The organism is Leclercia adecarboxylata (assembly GCF_023639785.1).
GTDB lineage: Bacteria > Pseudomonadota > Gammaproteobacteria > Enterobacterales > Enterobacteriaceae > Enterobacter > Enterobacter adecarboxylatus_D.
Window position 1 is genome coordinate 4,481,481 of record NZ_CP098325.1, and the last position, 24,081, is coordinate 4,505,561.

The window sequence follows — 24,081 nt, forward strand, 5'->3', positions numbered from 1 at the left end:
GGTAACAAGCATGTTAGACAATGTTTTAAGAATTGCCACACGCCAAAGCCCCCTTGCGCTCTGGCAGGCACATTATGTTAAGCAGCGCCTCGAGGCCTGTCATGCAGGTTTGCGTGTAGAGCTGGTACCCATGGTGACGCGCGGTGATGTCATTCTTGATACGCCGCTGGCGAAAGTGGGCGGTAAAGGCCTGTTCGTGAAAGAGCTTGAGCTGGCACTGCTTGAAGATCGCGCTGATATTGCGGTCCACTCGATGAAGGATGTCCCGGTTGATTTCCCTGAAGGGCTGGGGCTGGTCACCATTTGCGAGCGTGAAGATCCGCGCGACGCCTTTGTCTCTAATCACTACGATTCTCTGGATGCCCTGCCTCAGGGGAGCATCGTTGGCACGTCAAGTTTACGTCGCCAGTGCCAGCTGGCCGAATACCGCCCGGACCTGATCATCCGCTCCCTGCGCGGTAACGTCGGCACCCGCCTCGGCAAACTGGATAACGGTGAATATGATGCCATTATTCTGGCGGTAGCCGGCCTGAAACGCCTGGGTCTCGAGTCGCGTATTAAGGCGGAGCTCTCTCCGGAACAGTCGCTACCGGCCGTCGGTCAGGGCGCGGTGGGCATCGAGTGCCGACTCAACGACACGCGCACCCATGCCCTGCTGGCGCCGCTCAATCACGATGAGACCGCAATCCGCGTTCAGGCGGAGCGTGCCATGAATACCCGCCTTGAAGGGGGATGTCAGGTGCCGATTGGCAGCTATGCTGAATTAACCGATGGCGAACTGTGGCTGCGTGCGCTGGTTGGCGCGCCGGATGGTTCGCAGATGGTGCGCGGCGAACGCCGCGGCAAACCACAGGATGCAGAACAGCTGGGGATTTCACTGGCGGAAGAACTGCTGAATAACGGCGCCCGTGAGATTCTCGCGGACGTTTATAATGGAGAACCCCCGGCATGAGTATTCTCGTCACCCGCCCTTCTCCCGCTGGAGATCAGTTAGTGAGCCGACTGCGCACACTGGGGCAGGTGGCGTGGAGCTTTCCGCTGATTGAGTTTTCTCCGGGCCGGGAGCTACCCCAGCTCGCTGGCCATCTTGGCGCGCTGCAGGCTGGCGATTTGCTGTTTGCCCTGTCACAACATGCCGTGGAATTTGCCCACGCCCGGCTGCAACAGGACGGCCAGAACTGGCCTGATGCGCCGCGCTATTTCGCCATCGGCAGAACCACTGCCCTGGCGTTGCATACTGAAAGCGGCCAGGACATTCGCTATCCGTTGGATCGGGAAACCAGCGAAGTGTTGCTACAATTACCTGAATTACAAACTGTTGTAGGGAAACGCGCGCTGATTTTGCGCGGCAACGGTGGACGAGAATTGCTGGGCGACACGCTGCGTGAGCGTGGAGCAGAAGTGACATTTTGTGAATGTTATCAACGTAGTCATAAACATTATGACGGTGCGGAAGAGGCGATGCGCTGGCAGGCGCGCGGCGTCACTACCCTGGTGGTTACCAGCGGGGAGATGCTGCAACAGCTCTGGACACTCATCCCACAATGGTATCGTGAAAACTGGTTACTCCGCTGTCGGCTTCTGGTCGTCAGTGAGCGTCTGGCGAACCTCGCCCGGGAACTGGGCTGGCAAGATATTCGGATCGCTGATAACGCCGACAACGATGCGCTGCTGCGCGCATTACAATAACTCTCATAATGGGAAGCCATAATGACGGAACAAGAAAAATCCTCCGCCGTGGTTGAAGAGACCAGGGAGACTGTGGACACCACGCCACAGCCAGAAACGACAGAGAAAAAGCATGGCAGCAATAAAACCAGTCTGGCGTTGAGCGCCATTGCCATCGCCATTGCGCTGGCCGCTGGCGTCGGCCTGTATGGTCTGGTGAAAAAACAGGCGACCAATCAGGTTGCAACGAACGACGAACTGGTGACGCAAATCACCGCCTTACAAAAGGCGCAGCAGACGCAAAAAGCCGAGCTGGATGGCGTCATCAAGCAACAGGCCGACCAGCTGGCTGCGGCCACCCATAAGCAGGACGAGCTGGTCAAACAGCTGGATGAGATGCAGCAGAAAGTCGCGGCCATTTCCGGTACCGACGCCAAAACCTGGCTGCTGGCGCAGGCTGACTTCCTGGTCAAACTGGCCGGACGCAAGCTGTGGAGCGATCAGGATGTCACCACCGCTGCCGCGCTGCTGAAAAGCGCCGATGCCAGCCTGGGCGATATGAACGACCCAAGCCTGATCGCCGCCCGTCGTGCAATCACTGCGGATATCGCCAGCCTGTCGACCGTATCGCAGGTGGATTATGACGGCATCATCCTGAAAGTGAATCAGCTGTCGAACCAGATCGATAACCTGCGTCTGGCAGACAATAATGACGACGACTCCCCGATGGATTCCGACAGTAGCGAACTTTCCAGCTCGCTGAGCGAGTGGCGTATCAACCTGCAAAAAAGCTGGCAGAACTTTATGGACAGCTTTATCACCGTCCGCCGCCGCGATGAGACCGCCGTACCGCTGTTAGCCCCGAATCAGGACGTCTACCTGCGTGAGAACCTGCGTTCACGTCTGCTGGTGGCCGCGCAGGCCGTGCCGCGACATCAGGAAGAGACCTACAAGCAGGCGCTGGATAACGTCTCCACCTGGGTACGCGCTTACTATGATACCGATGACGCCACGACCACCGCCTTCCTTGAAGACGTGGATAAGCTGAGCCAGCAAAACATCACCATGAACGTACCGGATAAGCTGGAGAGCCAGCCGATTCTGGAGAAGCTGATGCAGACGCGCGTGCGTAACCTGCTGGCACAGCCGGGCGAAGCGGCGGCGCAGACGCCTGCCCCAGCCCCGGCCCCTGACAGCGCACCGCAAGGAGAGTAACTATGTTAAAAGTCCTGTTACTCTTCGCACTGTTGATCGCCGGGATCGTTCTCGGCCCTCTCCTGGCTGGTCATCAGGGTTACGTGCTGATCCAGACCGATAATTACAATATTGAAACCAGCGTCACGGGACTGGTGATCATTCTGATCCTGGCGATGGTGGCGTTTCTGGCGATCGAATGGATCCTGCGCCGCATCTTCCGTACCGGAGCGCATACCCGCAGCTGGTTTGTCGGCCGCAAGCGCCGCCGTGCCCGCAAGCAGACCGAACAGGCGCTGCTGAAGCTGGCCGAAGGCGACTATCAGCAGGTTGAGAAGCTGATGTCGAAGAACGCCGATCATGCAGAACAACCGGTGGTGAACTATCTGCTGGCTGCAGAGGCTGCCCAGCAGCGCGGTGATGAAGTGCGCGCCAATCAGCATCTGGAACGCGCCGCCGAGCTGGCTGAAAACGACCCGATTCCGGTTGAGATCACCCGCGTGCGTCTGCAGCTGGCCCGCAACGAGAATCATGCTGCCCGTCACGGCGTCGATCGCCTGCTGGAGATCGCGCCGCGTCATCCGGAAGTGCTGCGTCTGGCAGAGCAGGCCTACATCCGCACCGGCGCCTGGGGCTCGCTGCTGGACATCATCCCCTCAATGGCGAAAGCTAACGTGGGAGACGATGAGCAGCGCGATAGTCTGCAACGTCAGGCCTGGATTGGCCTCATGGACCAGGCGCGTGCCGATCAGGGCAGCGATGGCCTGAAAGAGTGGTGGAAAAATCAGAGCCGCAAAACGCGTCAGCAGGTGCCACTACAGGTTGCAATGGCAGAGCACCTGATTGAGTGTGACGATCATGATACCGCCCAGAACATCATCGTTGATGGCCTGAAGCGTCAGTATGACGATCGTCTGGTGATGGTGATCCCGCGCCTGAAAACCAACAATCCGGAGCAGATCGAAAAAATGCTTCGCCAGCAGATCAAAACCGTGGGCGATCGCCCCCTGTTGTGGAGCACCCTCGGCCAGTCGCTGGCAAGACATGGCGAATGGAAAGAGGCCAGCCTCGCCTTCCGCGCCGCGTTAAAACAGCGACCGGATGCGTTCGATTACGCCTGGCTGGCGGATACGCTGGATAAACTGCATCTGCCGGAAGAGGCCGCCGCAATGCGCCGCGATGGCCTGCTGCTGACGCTCCAGAACAATCCTTCGCAACAATAATTTAACAGGAGGCCTGACGGCCTCCTTTTTTATTTGCTACATTCTTTGCACCCTCTTCAGAGACCGACTCCGCCAATGTAACCAACACCTTTCAAAAAACATTTTTCTGCACACGCTTTTAACGCGTGGACTCTATCGTTTTTGAAAGGATCGTTTCATGAACACGCTTCTGTATGCGCTTTTTCACGCGCTGCGCTGCCATCGCTGGCTGCGCCTGCTGGCCTGCGCTTTTCTATTTACCTCGCTGGGAAATGGCTTAACCCAGGTGATGGTCTTTGGCCTGCTGCTTGACTGGCAGGCTCCTGCATCCTTACTGACAATGGCATACCTGTTTGCCACCCTGCCGGGGTTTCTCGGCAGCCTCGCGGGCGAAAAGCTCTGTATGCGCTATTCCCCTGTCCACCTGCTGCTCCTGACGGAGGGGCTGGGCCTGCTTGCTCTGCTGTTCCCTCTGCTGGGTATTCAGTATCACAGCGTAACGGCGCTGCTGGCGGTGCAGTCTGCCGAGGCCTTTCTGATGGGCATGAGCTGGCCGGCCCTGACCCTGCTGTTCAGGCGCGGCCTGTCGGAAGCCGAACTGCCTGCGGCCACCTGTCTGGAGAATATGATTTTTGCTTCGCAGGTGTTAGTCGGGACGGGACTGGGCATCGTGCTGTTTCATCATCTGCCTGCGCTGGCGCTGGTGGGGATCGACGCGCTTACCTTTGCTGGCTCGCTGTTGATGCTGATGCTCACAGGCAAAGCGTTGCCCTCACTGGCACCTGAGCACACAGCTGAAGCAGAAAGACCGGTGACGGTACGCTGGCAGACGCTGGCCCCGCAGCAAAAGCGCAGCCTGGTATTGTTGCCGGCGCTTGCCGCAGTGGGATCGCCAGCCATGGCGCTGCTTCCGGCCCTGGCACAGCACATTGAACCGGATGACGCCACCGGCCTTGCTCTGCCTCTGCTGTTTGCCCGCAGTATGGGGCAACTGTGCGGCCCGCTGCTGCTCAAAAGAGAAAGCCTGGCCCGCTACGCCGGGCAGAACCGCCGTCTGCTGGCCTGCCTGGGGCTCTTTTTACTCTCGTATGGTGCCATCCCGCTGTTGCCCGGGATGCTGGCGCTGGGCGTGGTCTTTATCGCCCATCTGGCTTCGAACATTGTCTTCGCGGCCGGAACCTACAGCGTTTTGAGTAGCTTTCAGGCTGCGCAAGTCTCTGCTGCCAGCGGTAAGGCATGGCGGTGGCAAACCCTCAGCGCTGCCCTCTTTACCTGTGTCACCGCCATGGCTGCTGACGCGCTGGGACCGGTAGAAGCACTGTATGGCGTCTCAACGTGCGCATTGCTGATTGTGTTGGGGATCATGACGCGCTACCGCAGATAAGGCATAAAAAAACGCCTGCTAAAAAGCAGGCGTTAAACAGGTCTGTTTGACAACTTGTGGTGCTTCACTCAACGTTGTGCCCATGGTGTTTGATGAGGCCGAAGCGACATCTGTCAGTGGACGATAAGCACCGTAAATGGCTCTGCGTCATTCCGGAGTTTATGAGGCGCTAAGGCGAACATAAGAGGTGGAATGAGCATCTACACGTATATTATTGCACGCAACGTGCCAAAGTTGCATCCCGAAGTTGGATGTATCCCAACTTTTTAAGACAAAAGGAAATTATCGCTGTGAGGCGGTAAACAGGCAGCAGAAAACGTCGTCACAGGCGGGAAACTGTCTCCTGGAAGAGACGGCCATGACGATAAATAGATATATTATTATATTTCAGTGGGTTAAGTGTCACTTATTCACGACAGGCCAGCATAGCGCTGTCGGCAATAAACAACAGTGGCAGGAATAGAGAAGCAGGAATAGCAGAAAACAAAAAACCCCGCCGAAGCGGGGTTCAAAATTGGTCGGCGAGAGAGGATTCGAACCTCCGACCCACTGGTCCCAAACCAGTTGCGCTACCAAGCTGCGCTACTCGCCGAAATACTGCTTTTTTGAATTTTTAGTTCAATTCATTAAAAGTCGTGGTGCGAGGGGGGGGACTCGAACCCCCACATCCAAAGGACACTAACACCTGAAGCTAGCGCGTCTACCAATTCCGCCACCTTCGCAATTCACAACTCTTTAAATAATGGGGTGGCTAATGGGATTCGAACCCACGACAACTGGAATCACAATCCAGGGCTCTACCAACTGAGCTATAGCCACCACTGTATTCTTTCACGCGGTTCTGCCTACTTCACAGACCACCGCAGCTCCAGCACCGGGTAAATGGTGCGCCCGACAGGATTCGAACCTGAGACCTCTGCCTCCGGAGGGCAGCGCTCTATCCAGCTGAGCTACGGGCGCTTAGCGCCGTTGCGGGGCTGGATATTACGGAGGTCTCGGTCTGCTGTCTAGTGCTTTTTTAAAATAAATGCGCGTTTGCTTAGACTTTGCGCACTTTGCCGCATATTACTGCGTTTTTGTCCGATCTATGTGTCGACCCAGGCCAAAAAGCTTGTATCCCGCGCTCACAGCGGCCAGGAAGATCATCCCGACATACAGCGACATGCGGGTATCTTCGTTGAAGTACATGCCGATCAGCACGCAACTTAGGAACGCCATCGTTAAGTAGTTCGTCCACGGGAACAGAATGGAGCGGAACGGATGACTGGCGATCGCTTTTTTATGCGCCTGACGAAAACGCAGCTGGCTAATCAGGATCACAAACCACGGCACCATGCCCGGCAGAACGCTGGCGCTGTACACATAAACAAAGACACGCTGCGGATTCGGGATGATGTAGTTCAGGCATGAACCCACCAGCAGAATGACAATCGAGATAGCCACGCCCGCCACGGGCACGCCTGCACGGGAAACCTTACCCACCGCCGCCGGAAGCTGGCGGTTTTTCGCCAGGGCGTAGAGCATGCGTCCGCAGCTGTACATGCCGCTGTTACAGCCGGACAGCGCCGCCGTCAGCACCACAAAGTTGATAATCGCTGCCGCTGCGGTAATGCCGATTTTGGCGAAGGTCAGCACGAACGGGCTGCCGTTACTGCCAATCTCATTCCACGGGAAAAGGGTGACGATGACAAAAATCGCGCCCACATAGAAGATGAGGATACGCCACAGCACCTTGCCTACCGCGCTGCGCAGGGTCACCTGCGGGTTTTTCGCTTCACCGGCAGTAATACCAATAAGCTCAACACCCTGGTAGGACGCCACCACGATACAGAGCGCGGTCAGGAACCCTTTCCAGCCGCCGGCAAAGAAGCCGCCATGTTCGGTCAGGTTGCTGAAACCGATCGCCTGGCCGCCGTTACCCAAACCGAAGAAGATCACCCCCACGCCGATAACAATCATCACAATAATGGTGGTGACTTTAATCATCGCGAACCAGAACTCGATCTCACCGTACAGACGCACGGCCGCCAGGTTCGCCAGCGCCACCAGCCCCACGGCGATCAGCGCGGGTATCCATTGCGCCATCTCCGGGAACCAGAACTGCACGTAGACCCCGATGGCGGTAATCTCCGATATTCCCACCGCCATCCACATAAACCAGTACGACCAGGCCGTGAGATAGCCAAAAAACGGACTCATGTAGCGGTGCGCGTAAACCGCAAACGAACCGGCAACGGGTTCAAGGAACAACATCTCACCCATGGAGCGCATGATAAAGAAGACGAACAGCCCGGCGATGATATACGCCAGCAGGACCGACGGCCCGGCCCATTTCAGGGTACTGGCGGAGCCCATAAACAGGCCCACACCAATCGTCCCGCCAAGGGCGATAAGTTCAATATGACGAGCTTCCAGCCCACGCTGTAGCTCCGGTTTTTTCTCTGCCATAAATCCTCGGTTGTGCTTGCGACTCTCCCGGCCTTAGCCGGTTATTGTTATAGGTACAGATGCGCTATCACAGGCTGTGCGTAATGGACCGTTTATGTTAACGGTTGATGCAAAAACAGCCTGGTACGGTAGTGACGGGGGGGAATGGTTTCTTAAATTTTGTGAAATGGCAAACGATGCGTTAAAAAAAAGAATGTATTGCACATAAAAGCAGCAGGTTTGCAGGTAAGTAGCAGCGCGAACAGCATATCGCGCTGCTAACAGGAAATTAAAGCCGCCCTGAGTAGTGCCAGCCGAGATAACGCAGCAGACGTAACTGGCGGGTGATCCGGCTGGGCTGGGATAACAGACGATACAGCCACTCCAGCCCCAGGTTCTGCCACACTTTCGGCGCGCGTTTCACATGGCCGGTAAAGACATCGTACGTGCCGCCCACGCCCATATAGAGCGCGTCCGGGTAGACCTGACGGCAGTCGCGCATCAGGATCTCCTGGCGTGGGGATCCCATCGCCACGGTGACAATCTTAGCTCCACTATCACGCACACGAGCAAACAGCGCCTGCTGCTCATCCGCGCTGAAATAGCCGTCCTGGCTGCCGACAATGTTTACCTGCCACTGTGTACGTAATTTTTGCCCGGTTTGCGCCAGAATCTCCGGTTTACCGCCGATGAGAAATACCGGTGTGCCATCTGCCCCTGCCCGCGCCATCAGCGCTTCCCAGAGGTCGGCCCCTGCCACACGGGAGATATTTGCAGACGGGTATTTCTTACGTACGGAGCGAACCACGCTAATCCCATCGGCATATTTAAACTCCGCTGCTTCGATGAGATCCCGCACCTGGGCGTTATCCTCAATGGTAAGCATTTTTTCTGCATTGATGGCGACCAGCGTGCCGGTTCTTATTCCATCTCCGGCACACAGATAGTCCAGCGCATGCTGCATATCACGCCAGCCGATCAGCTTCAGGCCCCGCAGGTCATACTGCGGTGCAGAGGTATTGTCAGTCATTATTATCCTTACTCAGACTCGCGAAAGCGCCCTGTCCCTGGCCGGTTCGCGCTTATGCACTAAACCAGCGCTGTCGAACAGCCAGTACAGCAGCTTCGCCAGCAGCAGACAGGCGCCAAAAACCACCATGAAAAAGACCACGCGGGAGACAAAAGAATCCAGCCCTTCTCGCGCCAGCACGATCATATTGAAAATGGCACCGAAACAGAAACTATGCAAAATCGCTGCCTTATAGCGGTTGGTCTCCTGATTGCCCAGGGTATAGAGCCAGTCAAACCATTTGATAATCAGCCCCACGGCAATGGCGCCCGGCAGGATAAACCAGCCGCCGCCCATCACCACCAGCGAACCGATCAGCGTCGGTGAAATCGCCAGCCCTGAGTGGTTGTTCAGCACTTCCCAGGTAAAGTAGTTCGCGGTGTTCAGAACCACGCCGGGCCTGTCCGGCCACAGCCAGGTGGGAATAAAGACATAAAAATCGCGGACAATGGGCGCCAGCCCCTGGAAATCGATTTTGTCGTAGTTCTGCAGCAACAGGGCTAAGTTTTCCCACGGCGAGAAGGTGTCGCGGGTGAGGTACAGGAAGGTGTAAAACGCCTCGTCGCCGCTGACATCCATGCCATAGCGCTTCAGCGCCAGCCAGAACATGCCCACGATCCCCAGCACGCCCGCCGCAGCCAGCATCCACAGCGAGATCCAGCCGCGAATAATGCCGATAAACAGGAAGATGGCGAAGGCGATAATGATGTTCGCGCGCGTGCCGCCAACAATCATGTAGGTCAGGAGGCCAAACGCCACGGTGCTGACCAGGAAGAAAAGCCATGCCCGGGCATCCTGCCGCAGGAAATAGACAACCAGCATCGCCGGAATGAAGAAATAGAAGAAGCGCTTGAGCGCCACCCCGGAAACTTCGCTGGAGAAGATCTGGCTGTAAGAGTGCAGCTTAAACAGCAAAAAGCCGTTGTGCATAAAGAAGATACCGACGGTGACCAGCGCGATACCCATCAGCATCATCCAGGTCAGGTGCGTCTCGACCCGGTTCATGGTAAACAGCGGCCGCCGCGCGGCGTCGCTGCTGGCCGGTTTTAGCCGCGTCTTATAGGCCACGTAATAGACCCCATAGAAGCAGGTCGCCGACAGCAGCGCCTGCATCAGGATCTCCGGCGGGACGACTGCCACATCGAAGCGGAAGACCAGAATACTCGTCAGCGGGAAGCCGAAGTAAAAGGTCAGCAGAAACAGCAGCGAGAAGAAGACGTTAAAGTTGAAGCGCACCCGGCGGAACTCGAACCACGTCAGCGTGGCGATAAATAAGGTGCTCAGAAGCCAGATGACCAGCAGGCCACTAAATTGCAACTGGCTCATGCATTCTCTCCTGAGGCGATCCGCAGCGCCTGATGCCACGGCGTAAGGTAGTTCGGGCTGAAGAAGTCGATGGCGTTTTTATCCACCTGCGCCAGCTGTCGCTGAGCCTCACGCACCACCTCTTCGTTCAGGTCATCCGTGGTGAACAGCACCGGAATGTGCTGCTCGGCCATATCCTGCCAGAACGGGTTTTCGCGGTTAAGCACGCAGGGTATTCCCGCCTGGATCAACAGACACAGCGTACCAATGCCCTGCTGGCGCGCAAAGATGAAATAGCCCAGGTCGCACCGGCGCAGCAAGGCCAGGTAGTCGTCAAAGTCCAGCTTATCGCTGAGGATCTGCAGGTTGTCAGGACTAAACAGCGCCAGCCCGCTTTGACGGACCTCATCGATGTACGCCGCGTTATTAGCAGGATAGCCCATCGGCACAATCACGTTGACCGTATCGCCAAATTGTTGATGCACCGCCTTCAGGGCCGCAATATGCTCATTACTGCGATCCCCGGAGTTACCCACCAGAATCGTCAGCTTGCCCTCGCGTCGCACGTCACCGGCTAAACCGTTCAGCGCCGGGTTCATGCGCGTCGGAAAATAGAGCAGCTCACCACGCACGTTCGGATGCTGTTTCGCGAAATAGTTCAGATCGCCGCGCGTGGCAAAAATACATCCTACCCGGCCCTGCGCCATGCGCCGCAGCGGATAGAAAAGCCGGAATTTCCAGCCCCGGGAGACTTCATACAGATCAGCGCCCCAGATATGCCAGTTAAACTGCGCGGGCTTGATCCCGCCGTTCAGCAATGCCAGCCACAGGCCGGTATTGAACTGCCCGTGGAAAAAGAAGCGTTGCTCTCGGTTCGCTTTGGCTTTCGCGATCACCGCTTTCGCAAGGGAAGCTTTGTCCCGCCAGAAGGTCAGCCGCAGTGCCGGGCAGGCGGCGCTGAGGCCGGTGTCTTTCCCCACCACCATAAATTCGCGCGCCAGTGCGCTGCCGGGTGCCAGTTCATCGTTGAAGAACCGCAGTACGGTCTGGTTATGATGTGGGATATCCGATCCCAGGACGTGAATCAGTGCAGTCATGCGCGTTTATGCCAAAGTAAAAAGACGCCGCAACAGGCAGCAAAATAGACAATGTAGGTGGCCATGTAGGCCTGAGCCGCCCCCAGCGCGCCGTGCGTGGGGATCAGCCAGTGCGAGAATGCCGTCAGCAACGCAAACTGGCTGATTTCCGCCAGGATATAGAGCCGCAGCGACGCTTTGGCGATCACCAGATAGCCAAAGACGTAAGCACCTACTTTCAGCACGTCGCCCACCAGCTGCCATGCGAACAGATCGCGCATCGCGGTAAATTTGTCAGAGAACAGCAGCCAGATGGCGACATCGCGCAGCAACCAGACGGTAAAGCTCGCCGCCGCAACCGCCGGTAAGACGAAGCGCAGCGAACGAAGGATCTCGCGGGTGATCTCCTGCCGGGCGGTCAGCCTTGAGAGCGTGGGCAACAGGTAGACGCTAAAGGAGGCGGTAATAAACTGCAGATAGGCATCCGAGATGCTGCTGACCCCCTGCCAGATCCCCACTTCATCCCAGCTGTAGTGCGCCGCCAGCAGGTTTCGCATCATCACATAGGCCACAGGCAGGGTGACGGAGGTGATGAGCGCCATCAGGGTAAATTTACCCAGCTGTCCGGCGAGAATGTTGTCCCATTTTGGCTTGAGATAGTGCAGCGGGATGGTTCCCCTGCGCATCAGCATAAAGGCCGCCGGAACAACCACCAGCGCCGGCACCAGCGCCAGCCCCAGCAGCGCGCCTTCGTAGCCGCCCAGCCGGTAACAGAAGTAATAGGCGATCACCCCAATCACGCTGCCGATAATCAGCGCCAGCGCATTGCCCGCGGCATCGCGAAAGCCCTTCATCAGCGCCAGTAGCAGATTTGCCCAGGCAATGCCCATTTGCACCAGCGCCACCAGCCGCACCAGACCCTGATAGCCGGTGTGGCCGAACAGGCCCTGACTGATGGGCGCGGCCGCCAGTAAAAAGATGATGGCCAGCAGGGTGGAAAAGCCCAGCACCATCGCCGATGAGGTGCCGACTACGGTGCGTAGCTGCGCCGCATCATCATGATATTGCGCGACGTACTTGGTTACGCCGTTGAAGATCCCTGCCCCGGCCAGCACGCCCAGTACGGTGACCAGCTGGCGGAAGTTGCCCGCCTGCCCGACACCGGAAGGGCCAAAGGATACTGCCAGCAGTTTTACGACCAGCAATCCCGCGCCGATCTTGACGAGTGTGGACGCGGCGGTCCACACCGATGCTTTCGCCAGAGACATATCAGCCGAAATAACTCAGAAGGGTATTGATCACCGTGCGCTGGTTGACCGCAGCGAGGTTATAGAACAGCGGTAAGCGGAGTAATCGCTCACTTTCTTTCGTGGTAAAGCGATCTTCACCCACGAACTCGCCAAAGGCTTCGCCCGCCGGGCTGGAGTGCAGCGGAATGTAGTGGAACACCGCCAGGATCTCAGCTTCTTTCAGCCAGGCGATAAGCTCGCTGCGATCGTCGTTATCCCGCAGCTTAATGTAGAACATATGGGCGTTGTGCACGCACTCGGCCGGGATGGTCGGCAGTTCGATACGGCCTTTGCGCGCCAGCGGGGCCAGCGCATCGTGATAGGTCTGCCACAGGGCCAGACGCTGCTGGTTGATGCGGTCAGCCGCCTCCAGCTGGGCCCACAGGTAGGCCGCCTGCAGATCCGCCATCAGATAACTTGAGCCGATATCACGCCAGGTGTACTTATCCACCTGTCCGCGGAAGAACTGGCTGCGGTTGGTGCCTTTCTCACGGATGATTTCAGCGCGTTCCACCAGGGCGCGATCGTTAATCAGCGTCGCGCCGCCTTCTCCACCGGCGGTGTAGTTTTTGGTTTCGTGGAAGCTGAAGCAGCCAATATGCCCGATAGTGCCCAGGGCGCGGCCTTTGTAAGTGGACATCACCCCCTGGGCAGCATCTTCCACCACGAAGAGGTTGTGCTTTTTGGCAATCGCCATGATGGTGTCCATCTCGCACGCCACACCGGCATAGTGAACCGGCACGATGGCGCGGGTCTTATCGGTGATCGCCGCTTCAATCAGCGTCTCGTCGATGTTCATGGTATCCGGGCGGATATCCACGAAAACAATTTTCGCCCCGCGCAGCACGAAGGCGTTGGCGGTGGAGACGAAGGTATAGCTCGGCATAATCACTTCATCGCCGGGCCCCAGATCAAGCAGCAGCGCCGCCATCTCCAGCGACGCCGTGCAGGAAGGCGTCAGCAGTACTTTTGGACTCTGGAAACGCTGCTCCATCCACTGCTGGCAACGGCGCGTATAACCGCCATCGCCACAAAGTTTGCCGCTGCCCATCGCAGACTGCATGTAATCGAGTTCGGTGCCCACCACAGGAGGCGCATTAAATGGGATCATCTTGTCACCTGTATAACCAGTAAGCGGTCGATTCGATGTTGCCGCCGCTTGCGATATAACGTTTAAGCGCGGCGGTGTTGCCCATCTGGGTCGCCACCCGCAAAGTGGAAATCTGCTGCTGCTGCGCCCAGTAGAGCGCCGCCTGCATTAACTTTTCGCCCATACCACGCCCCGCCAGCAGGCCGATACGCGCCTCGCTGTCGTTGAGCTTGCGCAGGGAGACAAAGCCCCCGATGGTGCCATCTGAAGCACGAAACACCAGGCAGAGATGGTCGAAAGTGCCTTTTACCGCATTTTCGATCCACCGGGCGTAGAAGCGGCCGCTGTCATCTGCGGCGTACCAGGGCGCGCGAAAGCGGCTCTGAGCAAAGGCATGGGCGGCAAGCTGGCGCAGCGCCGGAATATCCTGTTCGGTTGCGGGTTCCGCGCCGGGACAGGCATGCTGCGTCACGGTAATGGCGAGATCGACTTCGCCTTCTACCAGCCTGAACCCCAGCTGCTGCAGCGCATCCAGCCAGTCGGCGCGGGTCGCCGGAATTTTGGCCTGCACCCGCTGCCAGGCGTCTAAACCGGAGGGCGCCAGCAGCGGAGCATCATCAGCCAGGCGTACAATCGCCGTGGGAAGGGCAAAAAAATCACTCTCCCACGCCAGCGGCTGTAATTCGCCAAAGAGCTGACTCAACGCCATACCCCTTTGGTATCAACGATATAATCCTGACGCACAGCCTCACCCCTGATCGCCTTAAACTCGCTGTGATCCACCAGCAGCACCAGCACATCGGCGGAGGCCAGCGCATCATCAATGCTTGTCAGGGTACAGTGGCCGGCCAGCTTTTTCGGCAGCTCATGGATATTGGGTTCAACTACCTGGGTTTCGCCGCTGTGCCATTGGGCAATCATTTCGGCAATTTCCATCGCCGGGCTTTCACGCAGATCGTCAATGTTCGGCTTAAAGGCCAGACCGAAACAGGCGATGGTCACTTCGTTGGCCCGCTTGCCGCTCTGGGTCAGGTAATCTGCCACGGTGGCTTTCACCTGATTCAGCACCCAGTGGGGTTTGCTGTCGTTCACTTCGCGGGCGGTACGGATGAGACGCGCCTGCTCGGGGTTTTGCGCCACGATAAACCACGGGTCGACCGCGATACAGTGACCGCCCACGCCCGGCCCGGGTTGCAGAATATTGACGCGCGGGTGACGGTTTGCGAGGCGAATCAGTTCCCAGACGTTAATCCCCTGATCGGCACAGATGAGCGACAGTTCATTGGCAAACGCGATGTTCACGTCGCGGAAGCTGTTTTCGGTCAGTTTGCACATCTCGGCGGTGCGCGAGTTGGTCACTACACACTCGCCCTTAAGGAAGATGTTGTACAGTTCACTGGCGCGGGCGGAACAGACCGGGGTCATCCCGCCGATAACACGATCGTTTTTAATCAGTTCGACCATCACCTGCCCCGGAAGCACGCGCTCCGGACAGTAGGCGACGTTAATATCGGCCTGCTCGCCTGCCTGCTGCGGGAAGGTCAGATCCGGGCGCGCCTCTGCCAGCCACTCGGCCATCTGCTCGGTGGCGCCCACCGGTGAAGTGGATTCGAGGATAACCAGCGCGCCTTTCTTCAGTACAGGCGCGATAGATTTCGCTGCCGCTTCGACATACACCATATCCGGCTCGTGATCGCCTTTAAACGGCGTCGGCACGGCGATCAGGTAGGCATCAGCGGCGACCGGCGTGGTGGTGGCCTTCAGGTATCCCCCTTCAACGGCGGTCTTTACTACCTTGTCGAGATCCGGTTCAACGATATGAATTTCACCCTTGTTGATGGTCGCAACCGCATGCTGGTTGATATCAACGCCCACTACCTGTTTTTGACGGGAGGCAAATGCCGCCGCCGTTGGCAGCCCGATATAGCCAAGACCAATGACAGAAATGGTAGTAAAACTCATAGCGATACCCGATTGTGTTTGAGTGCGAACAAAATACGGTCACAGGCCTGCCCATCACCATACGGATTATGGGCCCGGCTCATGGCCTGATACTCTTCATTGTTGTGCAGCAGGCGCGTCACCTCTTCGACGATGGTTCGCGAATCGGTCCCCACCAGCCTTACCGTTCCTGCTTTAACCGCTTCAGGACGTTCGGTGGTTTCACGCATCACCAGCACCGGTTTGCCCAGTGAAGGCGCTTCTTCCTGAATGCCGCCTGAATCCGTCAGGATCAGCCAGGCATGGTTCATCAGCCAGACGAAGGGCAGATAGTCCTGCGGCTCAATCAGTATGACGTTTTTGACATGCCCCAGGATGCGATTAACCGGCTCGCTGACGTTAGGATTCAGATGCACCGGATAGACGATCTGCACATCTTCGTTCTGCGCGGCGATTTCGGCCAGCGCATGACAGATTTGCTCGAAGCCCTGACCAAAGCTTTCCCGCCGGTGGCCAGTGACCAGAATCATCTTTTTACCGTTGGCGAGGAAGGGGTACTGTTCCGCCAGATGTCCACGCAGGCTCTCATTCGCCAGCACCCGGTCGCGCACCCAGATAAGCGCGTCGATCACCGTGTTGCCGGTGACAAAAATATGCTGGTCATTGACGTTCTCACGCAGCAGGTTCTGACGGGAATTCTCGGTCGGCGCAAAGTGATACATCGCCAGATGGCCGGTCAGGGTCCGGTTCGCCTCTTCAGGCCACGGAGAGGAGAGATCCCCGGTACGTAAGCCAGCTTCGACATGCCCAACCGGAATACGTTGATAGAACGCTGCCAGACTGGTGGCAATAGTGGTAGTGGTATCGCCATGTACCAGCACGACATCCGGCCTGAACGACTCCAGAATAGGTTTTAACCCTTCCAGAATACGGCAGGTGATTTCGGTTAACCCTTGCCCCGGCTTCATAATATTGAGGTCGTAGTCGGGAACAATGGAAAAGAGTTTAAGGACCTGATCCAGCATCTCCCGATGCTGCGCGGTAACACAAACTTTCGCCTCAAAATGAGGGTCGTTTGCAAGCGCATGAACCAGAGGCGCCATCTTGATGGCTTCCGGCCTTGTACCAAAGACGGTAAGTACTTTCACATCGATTCTCTTCGATTAAGCGATGAAGGCCAGAAGCCTTCATCGTAGATGGCGTTCTTACAGTTTGCGACGACGCGTTAATGCCACGCCTGCGCCAATTAAAGCACCCACAATCCCCCACATAATCATCAGGAATGCGCGACGTGGACTATCGCGTTTTACAGGTTCTTCAGGTGTACGCAAATAACGATAGGTCTGAAAACGTGGGTCCAGTGTCGGACCTACGTTGAGGGTCGTGAGCATGGCGCGGTTTTGGTCGTAATCGAGGTCCACATCTGGCCCAACGGCCTGCAGATTCTCCAGGCGTGCCTGGAGCATAGGACGACCCAGCAGGAACATTTCAGAGTCTGGCAGTTCATCGGCAGGCACGTCGGTTTCGCTGCGGGAGATATTGCTCTTTTCGGCAATCTTCAACGCCTGCTCGATGTTGTGCACCCGACGATTAAAGATCGCTTTAGCGACCTCTTCCTGACGTTTTACCTGTGCTTTCATCTGAATGGTACGCGCTGCCCAGGCACCTTTCAGCTCATCATTAAGATGGCTCGCCGCACGCTGGCTGGCGAAGGCAACATACTGACGCAGCAGGTTGTTAGCATCCGGCGCGGTTTCAGCGATCAGCTTGACGCTGTCGTTGATGTTGCGCAGCGGGTCGCCCGCCATAAACTGAATGTTGTTGATCAGTTCATCCAGCAGGGCCGCATCCGCTTTGCTGTTGCCGACCATCCGCTGTTTAAAATAGTCGGTCTGGTTCCAGAAATCGCGGCGCGTATCCCAGGAGGCGAGCTGCATAACGAACTCTTTGTAGGACTCATCCATCACCGAAGGCTGGTCAGCGGAGGCCGGATTCGCTTTCACATCCAGGTTGCGCAGAAACTGTTGCTGAGAGTAGAACCCACCCAGCATGTTTACCGTAGGGCGGTCAGTAATCGCCGTCGCACTCCACTCCTGTCTGGCGAAAAAGGTATACGCCAGAGCGATAAGTGCAAAGCCCAGCGCAATGCCTGCAATCCAAAACTTGCCCGCCCATAACACGCGGAACAAGCCACGAACATCCAGCTCATTCTCAGTTACCACCGATTTTGCTCCCGCCAACGGTTGAGTCATTACAGTCCCGATTTACTTAGTTAAAGTTGGGTTATTACCATTTCTACGCATACGGCGTTTGACGCGTTTAATAAAGCGCGCGACTTTCCATGCGCGTTTAATACAGTAGCCGTACAGGAAAAATGCAAGCAAGAATAATACCAACATTACCCATTCAGGAATGAAATGCGCATATTCTGCGGCAACACCAATTCCGGCTAACAGCGCAGCGGCCAGCGTAATGAGGACAAATGCCTGACGTGAAGTGAAGCCCGCGCGCATAATTAAGTGGTGAATATGCTGGCGGTCCGGAGAGAACGGGCTCATACCTTTACGCAGACGGCGGTACATAATCGCCACCATATCCATCAGCGGGATCGCAATAATCCACAGCGCCGTCACCGGACTGATAGGATGTGTATTACCCTGGGTGGTTTCGAGCAGGATCCAGATAACGGTAAAACCAATCAGCGTACTCCCGGCATCGCCCATAAAGACCTTATAGCGACGGCCCAGCACGCCGAGGTTAAGACAGATATAAGGCAGAATGGCGGCGATCATCGCGAAGCACCACATCGACAGACTGTACTGGCCGTCGAACCACAGGATGATACCGATAGCCGCGAACGAGACGCTTGAGAGCCCGCCAAGCAGGCCATCAATGCCATCCACCATGTTAAAGGCGTTAATCGCCGCCCACACGGCAAACAGCGTCAGGAAGTAGCCGAATGGCCCCAGCACCATCTCCCAGGTGCCAAAGATGTAGCCGAGGCTGCTGAGATACAGCTTCCCCACCACCATCATGATGACGCCGATCGCCGCCTGAACCGCAGCGCGGAATTTGACGCTGATGTCGTATCGGTCGTCCAGCGCTCCGACCAGCACCAGCACACCGGCACAGGCCAGATAAAGTGCCGCATGAGGAATATAATAATCCGCAATGCTGAAGGTGAAGCAGATACCCGCGTAAACAGAGATTCCGCCAACCAGCGGAATCAAGCCTTGATGGCGTTTACGATAATTGGGCTTATCCACCAGTCCGACTCTCTTCGCCACTTTACGGGCGAGGAATAAAAAGCAGGTGGTGAAAAGAAAAATACTGATTAGCTCAGTCACCGCAGTGAGTAGATTCACAATGGATGCTCTCAACAAATGTTAATCCCGGAAGTATAACCTTGAAGGCTCGGCTCCAGAAGGAAAAAGCAGGCCTCACCCAAGTCCCTTTGTTTATTTTTCAGACAATTACTTTTCTGCTTTGACGAACATTCCGATTTTCGTCCCCGGCAGTATAATTTGACAGCTTACTGTTACAGCGTATAAGCCACAAAAGAAAAACGCCACGTAAAAACGTGGCGTTTCGGCGCTTTATTTACTTTACGAGCGTTTCATCATATCGAAGAAATCATCGTTAGTTTTGGTCATCGCCAGCTTATTAATGAGGAATTCCATAGCGTCGATTTCACCCATTGGATGGATAATTTTGCGCAGGATCCACATTTTCTGCAGCTCTTCCTGAGTGGTGAGCAGCTCTTCTTTACGGGTACCGGAACGGTTGTAGTCGATAGCCGGGAAGACGCGTTTTTCAGCGATTTTACGTGAGAGGTGCAGTTCCATGTTGCCTGTACCTTTAAACTCTTCGTAAATCACTTCATCCATCTTCGAGCCGGTGTCGATCAGCGCGGTTGCGATGATGGTCAGGCTACCGCCCTCTTCCACGTTACGTGCAGCACCGAAGAAACGCTTCGGACGATGCAGGGCGTTGGCATCCACACCACCGGTCAGTACTTTACCGGAAGCCGGAACCACGGTGTTGTAGGCACGAGCCAGACGGGTAATGGAGTCGAGCAGAATAATAACGTCTTTTTTATGCTCAACCAGACGCTTCGCCTTCTCGATAACCATTTCAGCGACCTGAACGTGACGGGATGCTGGTTCGTCAAAGGTAGACGCAACCACTTCACCTTTCACCAGACGCTGCATCTCGGTTACTTCTTCCGGACGTTCGTCAATCAGCAGCACCATCAGCACGCAGTCTGGATGGTTGTAAGCGATGCTCTGCGCGATGTTCTGCAGCAGCATGGTTTTACCCGCTTTTGGCGGCGCAACAATCAGGCCACGCTGGCCACGACCAATCGGAGAAGCCAGATCCAGAACGCGAGCGGTCAGGTCTTCGGTAGAACCGTTACCACGCTCCATGCGCAGGCGAGAGTTCGCGTGCAGCGGCGTTAAGTTTTCAAACAGGATCTTATTGCGCGAGTTTTCTGGTTTGTCGTAGTTAACTTCGTTAACTTTCAACAGCGCAAAGTAGCGTTCACCCTCTTTAGGAGGACGAATCTTACCTGAAATGGTGTCACCAGTGCGGAGGTTGAAACGGCGGATTTGGCTGGGGGAAACGTAGATATCATCAGGACCGGCGAGGTAGGAGCTGTCTGCAGAGCGGAGGAAACCAAATCCGTCCTGCAATATCTCCAGCACACCGTCGCCAAAGATATCTTCGCCACTCTTCGCGTGCTGCTTCAGGATGGCAAAAATGATGTCCTGCTTGCGCATACGGGCCTGGTTTTCCAGTCCCATATTTTCGCCGAGAGTGATCAGCTCAGAAACCGGCGTATTCTTTAATTCGGTAAGATTCATAATGGTGTGGGTTCTTAAACTCGGGGTGATACTCGAACTTAATTTGTGAATGGTATGGCAGGGTCATCCATGCCTGTTAACGGCCATCAACTCATGTCTGTTCGCTGTCTGGTCACAGGGAAAGCACAGAACTGAAACGACAAGACGGATTGAGTGACAAGCCCGGAATCTATCCACTTCACGCACTGTTTAAAAGGAAACAACGGGAAGTATCGGGTAAAACAAGATTCAAACAACAAGGTATGTTTAAAACGAAGTCATAGCTAACTTAGCACGACTCTGGCCGGGCGTCCAGAGATCCAAACAATTTAGAACCCCTGGACGCACAGACGAGAACCTTACGCCAGGTTGGCGTCCAGGAACTCTTTCAGCTGACCTTTGGACAGTGCGCCCACTTTGGTCGCTGCCACTTCACCGTTTTTAAACAGCAGCAGAGTCGGGATGCCGCGGATGCCATATTTTGGCGCGGTGCCCGGGTTCTGGTCGATGTTCAGTTTAGCTACGGTCAGTTTGCCCTGATATTCGTCGGCGATCTCATCCAGAATCGGGGCGATCATTTTGCAAGGACCACACCATTCAGCCCAGAAATCGACGAGGATCAGCCCGTCAGCTTTAAGTACGTCCGTGTCAAAACTGTCGTCAGTCAGGTGAATAATTTTATCGCTCATATATAACTCCACAGGAATAAGCCTGGTGCGTTGATCTCGCATCCATCAACGACCTGTTGATGTCGCATTAACCAACTAAAGGTTGACTTTATTTCACCGGATACGCTTTCGTAAAGCAATAGATAGCTGATATTCTACCACACTATGAGCAAAACACATTTAACAGAACAGAAGTTTTCCGACTTCGCCCTGCACCCAAAAGTGATTGAAGCCCTTGAAAATAAAGGGTTTCATAACTGCACGCCCATTCAGGCTCTCGCTCTTCCGCTGACGCTGGCGGGCCGCGATGTTGCAGGGCAGGCGCAAACCGGTACCGGCAAAACGATGGCGTTTCTGACGTCAACGTTTCATTATTTACTTTCTCATCCGGCAATTGCTGACCGCAAAGTTAACCAACCGCGCGCGCTGATTATGGCACCGACGCGAGAACTGGCGGTACAGATCCACGCTGACGCAGAACCGCTGGCGCAAGCCACCGGCCTGAAGCTCGGCCTGGCCTACGGCGGTGACGGCTATGACAAACAGCTGAAAGTGCTGGAGAGCGGCGTCGATATTCTGATCGGCACCACTGGCCGTCTTATCGATTACGCGAAACAGAACCACATTAACCTCGGCGCGATCCAGGTTGTGGTGCTGGACGAAGCCGATCGCATGTACGATCTGGGCTTTATCAAAGACATCCGCTGGCTGTTCCGTCGTATGCCTGCTGCCAACCAGCGTCTGAACATGCTGTTCTCGGCAACGCTGTCCTACCGCGTCCGTGAACTGGCGTTCGAACAGATGAACAACGCCGAATACGTTGAAGTGGAACCGGAACAGAAAACCGGCCACCGTATTAAAGAAGAGCTCTTCTACCCTTCTAACGAAGAGAAAATGCGTTTACTGCAAACGCTGATTGAAGAAGAGTGGCCAGATCGCGCGATCGTTTTCGCCAACACCAAACACCGTTGTGAAGATATCTGGGGCCATCTGGCTGCGGATGGGCACCGTGTTGGTCTGTTGACGGGCGATGTCGCACAGAAAAAACGTCTGCGCATTCTTGAAGAGTTCACCCGTGGCGATCTGGATATTCTGGTTGCAACGGACGTCGCCGCGCGTGGTCTGCACATCCCGGCGGTAACACACGTCTTCAACTATGACCTGCCGGATGACTGCGAAGATTATGTTCACCGTATCGGTCGTACCGGTCGTGCGGGCGCCAGCGGTCACTCCATCAGCCTGGCCTGTGAAGAGTACGCGCTGAACCTGCCAGCGATTGAGACCTATATCGGGCACTCGATTCCGCAGAGCAAGTACAACCCGGAAGCGCTGTTAAGCGAACTTCCGCCACCGAAGCGCCTGACCCGTGCACGTTCCGGCAATGGCCCGCGCCGTAACAGCGCTCCGCGTAATCGTCGTCGTTCAGGCTAAACACTATGCTCCGGTCTACCTCGCTTTATGCAGCTATTGATTTAGGTTCAAATAGTTTTCATATGCTGGTTGTACGCGAGGTAGCGGGAAGTGTACAAACGCTGACGCGAATTAAACGCAAGGTCCGTCTCGCGGCGGGCCTGAGTGCTGATAATCAGCTTTCGCCAGAGGCCATGGAGCGCGGCTGGCAATGCCTGCGCCTGTTTGCCGAACGTCTGCAGGATATCCCTCCTCAGCAAATCCGCGTTGTCGCCACCGCAACCCTGCGTCTGGCGGTAAATGCCGGTGAGTTTATTGCTACTGCCCAGCAAATCCTCGGTTGCCCGATACAGGTGATCAGCGGTGAAGAAGAAGCCCGCCTGATTTATCAGGGTGTGGCGCATACTACGGGCGGTGATGAGCGTCGCCTGGTGGTGGATATCGGTGGTGCAAGCACGGAACTGGTTACCGGGAATGGCGCCCAGGCGACCTCCCTGAACAGCCTGTCCATGGGGTGCGTCACCTGGCTTGAACGCTACTTCACCGATCGCAATCTGGCACAGGAAAACTTCGATGACGCGGAAAAAGCCGCTCGCGAAGTTCTGCGTCCGGTGGCGGATGAACTTCGTTATCATGGCTGGAAAGTCTGCGTAGGCGCTTCGGGCACCGTTCAGGCGTTGCAGGAAATCATGATGGCGCAGGGGATGGATGAGCGCATCACGCTGGCCAAACTTCAGCAGTTAAAACAGCGCGCAATCCTTTGTGGCCGCCTGGAAGAGCTGGAAATTGAAGGCCTCACCCTTGAGCGCGCGCTGGTATTCCCAAGCGGGCTGGCGATCCTGATTGCCATTTTCACCGAGCTGAACATTCAGTGCATGACACTCGCGGGCGGTGCGCTGCGTGAAGGTCTGGTTTACGGCATGCTGCATCTGGCGGTCGACCAGGATATTCGCCATCATACCCTGCGCAACATTCAGCGTCGGTTCATGGTCGATATTGATCAGGCTCACCGGGTTGCAAATCTTGCTGAACATTTCCTCGATATGGTCGATAACGAGTGGCATATTGAGCCGATTTGTCGCGAATTACTGATTAGCGCCTGCCAGCTGCATGAAATTGGCCTGAGCGTCGATTTCAGGCAAGCACCGCTGCACGCGGCCTATCTGGTTCGCAATCTCGATTTGCCGGGTTTTACCCCCGCGCAAAAGAAACTCCTTGCCACGCTGCTGTTAAACCAGACCAACCCTGTCGATCTCTCTTCGCTCCACCAGCAAAACGCGGTTCCCCCGCGCGTCGCCGAACATCTTTGTCGCCTGCTGCGTCTGGCGATCCTGTTTGCCAGCCGTCGCCGGGATGATCTACTGCCGGCCATCACGCTGATGGCGGAAGGTGAAAAGCTGACGCTAAGCTTGCCGGAAAACTGGCTGGATACGCATCCGCTGGGCGCCGAAATGCTCGTACAGGAGTGCCAGTGGCAGAGCTACGTGCACTGGATGCTTGAAGTCCACTAACCA

General features: G+C 56.1%; 20 protein-coding genes and 4 tRNA genes. 7 read left to right on the forward strand and 17 right to left on the reverse strand.

The annotated features are described in order from the left end of the window. The first annotated feature begins 10 nt into the window (after positions 1 to 10). The 5 genes from hemC to NB069_RS21225 all read left to right on the forward strand — a co-directional run bounded on the left by hemC (position 11) and on the right by NB069_RS21225 (position 5,448). Positions 11 to 952: a hydroxymethylbilane synthase gene (gene hemC, locus NB069_RS21205; RefSeq protein ID WP_250586555.1), complete on the forward strand. Its 942-nt coding sequence runs from the start codon at positions 11 to 13 to the stop codon at positions 950 to 952. Then, positions 949 to 1,689, forward strand: a complete 741-nt coding sequence (gene hemD / locus NB069_RS21210) for a uroporphyrinogen-III synthase (RefSeq protein WP_250586556.1) — start codon at positions 949 to 951, stop codon at positions 1,687 to 1,689. The genes hemC and hemD overlap by 4 nt, the downstream gene beginning before the upstream one ends. Positions 1,690 to 1,710: 21 nt before the next feature. Further along, on the forward strand, positions 1,711 to 2,883 hold the full coding sequence (gene hemX / locus NB069_RS21215) for a uroporphyrinogen-III C-methyltransferase (RefSeq protein WP_250586557.1): 1,173 nt from the start codon (positions 1,711 to 1,713) through the stop codon (positions 2,881 to 2,883). A gap of 2 nt (positions 2,884 to 2,885) precedes the next feature. Next, a complete protein-coding gene (gene hemY / locus NB069_RS21220; protein ID WP_250586558.1) occupies positions 2,886 to 4,085 on the forward strand; it encodes a protoheme IX biogenesis protein HemY in 1,200 nt (399 codons plus the stop codon). A 157-nt stretch (positions 4,086 to 4,242) separates the two neighbouring features. Further along, entirely contained in the window at positions 4,243 to 5,448 is a 1,206-nt protein-coding gene (locus NB069_RS21225) for an MFS transporter (protein ID WP_250586559.1), read from the forward strand. 515 nt (positions 5,449 to 5,963) lie between these two features. On the opposite strand, the gene NB069_RS21230 is transcribed toward NB069_RS21225, so the two are convergent. The 17 genes from NB069_RS21230 to trxA all read right to left on the reverse strand — a co-directional run bounded on the left by NB069_RS21230 (position 5,964) and on the right by trxA (position 21,178). Next, positions 5,964 to 6,040 (reverse strand) — tRNA-Pro (locus NB069_RS21230). A gap of 44 nt (positions 6,041 to 6,084) precedes the next feature. After that, positions 6,085 to 6,170, reverse strand: a tRNA-Leu gene (locus tag NB069_RS21235). 21 nt (positions 6,171 to 6,191) lie between these two features. Next, positions 6,192 to 6,267: transfer RNA gene (locus NB069_RS21240), tRNA-His, on the reverse strand. 64 nt (positions 6,268 to 6,331) lie between these two features. Beyond that, positions 6,332 to 6,408: transfer RNA gene (locus NB069_RS21245), tRNA-Arg, on the reverse strand. Positions 6,409 to 6,513: 105 nt separating this feature from the next. Next, positions 6,514 to 7,896, reverse strand: coding sequence for a bifunctional threonine/serine APC transporter ThrP (gene thrP / locus NB069_RS21250; protein WP_250586560.1), 1,383 nt, complete (start codon positions 7,894 to 7,896; stop codon positions 6,514 to 6,516). Positions 7,897 to 8,164: 268 nt separating this feature from the next. Continuing rightward, complete coding sequence (gene wecG, locus NB069_RS21255; protein ID WP_250586561.1) at positions 8,165 to 8,905, reverse strand: lipopolysaccharide N-acetylmannosaminouronosyltransferase; 741 nt, start codon at positions 8,903 to 8,905, stop codon at positions 8,165 to 8,167. Positions 8,906 to 8,917: 12 nt separating this feature from the next. Beyond that, the gene (gene wzyE / locus NB069_RS21260; RefSeq protein WP_250586562.1) at positions 8,918 to 10,270 is read right to left on the reverse strand and encodes an ECA oligosaccharide polymerase; all 1,353 of its coding nucleotides are present in this window, start codon (positions 10,268 to 10,270) and stop codon (positions 8,918 to 8,920) included. Continuing rightward, a complete protein-coding gene (locus NB069_RS21265) occupies positions 10,267 to 11,346 on the reverse strand; it encodes a TDP-N-acetylfucosamine:lipid II N-acetylfucosaminyltransferase (protein ID WP_250586563.1) in 1,080 nt (359 codons plus the stop codon). The genes wzyE and NB069_RS21265 overlap by 4 nt, the downstream gene beginning before the upstream one ends. Then, on the reverse strand, positions 11,343 to 12,593 hold the full coding sequence (wzxE, locus tag NB069_RS21270; RefSeq protein WP_250586564.1) for a lipid III flippase WzxE: 1,251 nt from the start codon (positions 12,591 to 12,593) through the stop codon (positions 11,343 to 11,345). Before wzxE ends, NB069_RS21265 begins: the two co-directional genes overlap by 4 nt. 1 nt (position 12,594) lies before the next feature. Then, the gene (rffA, locus tag NB069_RS21275) at positions 12,595 to 13,725 is read right to left on the reverse strand and encodes a dTDP-4-amino-4,6-dideoxygalactose transaminase (RefSeq protein ID WP_250586565.1); all 1,131 of its coding nucleotides are present in this window, start codon (positions 13,723 to 13,725) and stop codon (positions 12,595 to 12,597) included. Between the two features lie 4 nt (positions 13,726 to 13,729). Further along, positions 13,730 to 14,407 carry a dTDP-4-amino-4,6-dideoxy-D-galactose acyltransferase gene (rffC, locus tag NB069_RS21280; RefSeq protein ID WP_250586566.1) on the reverse strand — a complete coding sequence of 226 codons (678 nt, stop codon included), beginning with the start codon at positions 14,405 to 14,407 and terminating at the stop codon, positions 13,730 to 13,732. Beyond that, the gene (gene wecC, locus NB069_RS21285; protein WP_250586567.1) at positions 14,404 to 15,666 is read right to left on the reverse strand and encodes a UDP-N-acetyl-D-mannosamine dehydrogenase; all 1,263 of its coding nucleotides are present in this window, start codon (positions 15,664 to 15,666) and stop codon (positions 14,404 to 14,406) included. Before wecC ends, rffC begins: the two co-directional genes overlap by 4 nt. Next, positions 15,663 to 16,793, reverse strand: coding sequence for a non-hydrolyzing UDP-N-acetylglucosamine 2-epimerase (wecB, locus tag NB069_RS21290; protein ID WP_250586568.1), 1,131 nt, complete (start codon positions 16,791 to 16,793; stop codon positions 15,663 to 15,665). The genes wecC and wecB overlap by 4 nt, the downstream gene beginning before the upstream one ends. Before the next feature lie 57 nt (positions 16,794 to 16,850). Continuing rightward, the gene (gene wzzE / locus NB069_RS21295; protein WP_250586569.1) at positions 16,851 to 17,897 is read right to left on the reverse strand and encodes an ECA polysaccharide chain length modulation protein; all 1,047 of its coding nucleotides are present in this window, start codon (positions 17,895 to 17,897) and stop codon (positions 16,851 to 16,853) included. Positions 17,898 to 17,909: 12 nt separating this feature from the next. Beyond that, positions 17,910 to 19,010, reverse strand: a complete 1,101-nt coding sequence (gene wecA / locus NB069_RS21300) for a UDP-N-acetylglucosamine--undecaprenyl-phosphate N-acetylglucosaminephosphotransferase (RefSeq protein WP_039031232.1) — start codon at positions 19,008 to 19,010, stop codon at positions 17,910 to 17,912. Between the two features lie 240 nt (positions 19,011 to 19,250). Further along, positions 19,251 to 20,510, reverse strand: a complete 1,260-nt coding sequence (gene rho / locus NB069_RS21305) for a transcription termination factor Rho (RefSeq protein WP_001054528.1) — start codon at positions 20,508 to 20,510, stop codon at positions 19,251 to 19,253. A 338-nt stretch (positions 20,511 to 20,848) separates the two neighbouring features. Beyond that, entirely contained in the window at positions 20,849 to 21,178 is a 330-nt protein-coding gene (trxA, locus tag NB069_RS21310; protein WP_006179218.1) for a thioredoxin TrxA, read from the reverse strand. Positions 21,179 to 21,322: 144 nt separating this feature from the next. On the opposite strand from trxA, the gene rhlB reads away from it, so the two are divergent. Together rhlB and gppA are read left to right on the forward strand one after the other, a co-directional pair. After that, on the forward strand, positions 21,323 to 22,588 hold the full coding sequence (rhlB, locus tag NB069_RS21315) for an ATP-dependent RNA helicase RhlB (protein ID WP_250586570.1): 1,266 nt from the start codon (positions 21,323 to 21,325) through the stop codon (positions 22,586 to 22,588). 5 nt (positions 22,589 to 22,593) lie between these two features. Continuing rightward, complete coding sequence (gene gppA / locus NB069_RS21320; RefSeq protein ID WP_250586571.1) at positions 22,594 to 24,078, forward strand: guanosine-5'-triphosphate,3'-diphosphate diphosphatase; 1,485 nt, start codon at positions 22,594 to 22,596, stop codon at positions 24,076 to 24,078. The last annotated feature ends 3 nt before the right edge of the window (positions 24,079 to 24,081 follow it).

Coding starts and splice junctions, on each gene's coding strand:
- rho (WP_001054528.1), bottom strand. CDS start 20,510: ATGAATCTTACCGAATTAAAGAATACGCCGGTTTCTGAGCTGATCACT.
- gppA (WP_250586571.1), top strand. CDS start 22,594: ATGCTCCGGTCTACCTCGCTTTATGCAGCTATTGATTTAGGTTCAAAT.
- thrP (WP_250586560.1), bottom strand. CDS start 7,896: ATGGCAGAGAAAAAACCGGAGCTACAGCGTGGGCTGGAAGCTCGTCAT.
- hemD (WP_250586556.1), top strand. CDS start 949: ATGAGTATTCTCGTCACCCGCCCTTCTCCCGCTGGAGATCAGTTAGTG.
- NB069_RS21265 (WP_250586563.1), bottom strand. CDS start 11,346: ATGACTGCACTGATTCACGTCCTGGGATCGGATATCCCACATCATAAC.
- hemC (WP_250586555.1), top strand. CDS start 11: ATGTTAGACAATGTTTTAAGAATTGCCACACGCCAAAGCCCCCTTGCG.
- hemX (WP_250586557.1), top strand. CDS start 1,711: ATGACGGAACAAGAAAAATCCTCCGCCGTGGTTGAAGAGACCAGGGAG.
- trxA (WP_006179218.1), bottom strand. CDS start 21,178: ATGAGCGATAAAATTATTCACCTGACTGACGACAGTTTTGACACGGAC.
- wzzE (WP_250586569.1), bottom strand. CDS start 17,897: ATGACTCAACCGTTGGCGGGAGCAAAATCGGTGGTAACTGAGAATGAG.
- wzyE (WP_250586562.1), bottom strand. CDS start 10,270: ATGAGCCAGTTGCAATTTAGTGGCCTGCTGGTCATCTGGCTTCTGAGC.
- wecG (WP_250586561.1), bottom strand. CDS start 8,905: ATGACTGACAATACCTCTGCACCGCAGTATGACCTGCGGGGCCTGAAG.
- wecC (WP_250586567.1), bottom strand. CDS start 15,666: ATGAGTTTTACTACCATTTCTGTCATTGGTCTTGGCTATATCGGGCTG.
- NB069_RS21225 (WP_250586559.1), top strand. CDS start 4,243: ATGAACACGCTTCTGTATGCGCTTTTTCACGCGCTGCGCTGCCATCGC.
- hemY (WP_250586558.1), top strand. CDS start 2,886: ATGTTAAAAGTCCTGTTACTCTTCGCACTGTTGATCGCCGGGATCGTT.
- rffA (WP_250586565.1), bottom strand. CDS start 13,725: ATGATCCCATTTAATGCGCCTCCTGTGGTGGGCACCGAACTCGATTAC.
- rhlB (WP_250586570.1), top strand. CDS start 21,323: ATGAGCAAAACACATTTAACAGAACAGAAGTTTTCCGACTTCGCCCTG.
- wzxE (WP_250586564.1), bottom strand. CDS start 12,593: ATGTCTCTGGCGAAAGCATCGGTGTGGACCGCCGCGTCCACACTCGTC.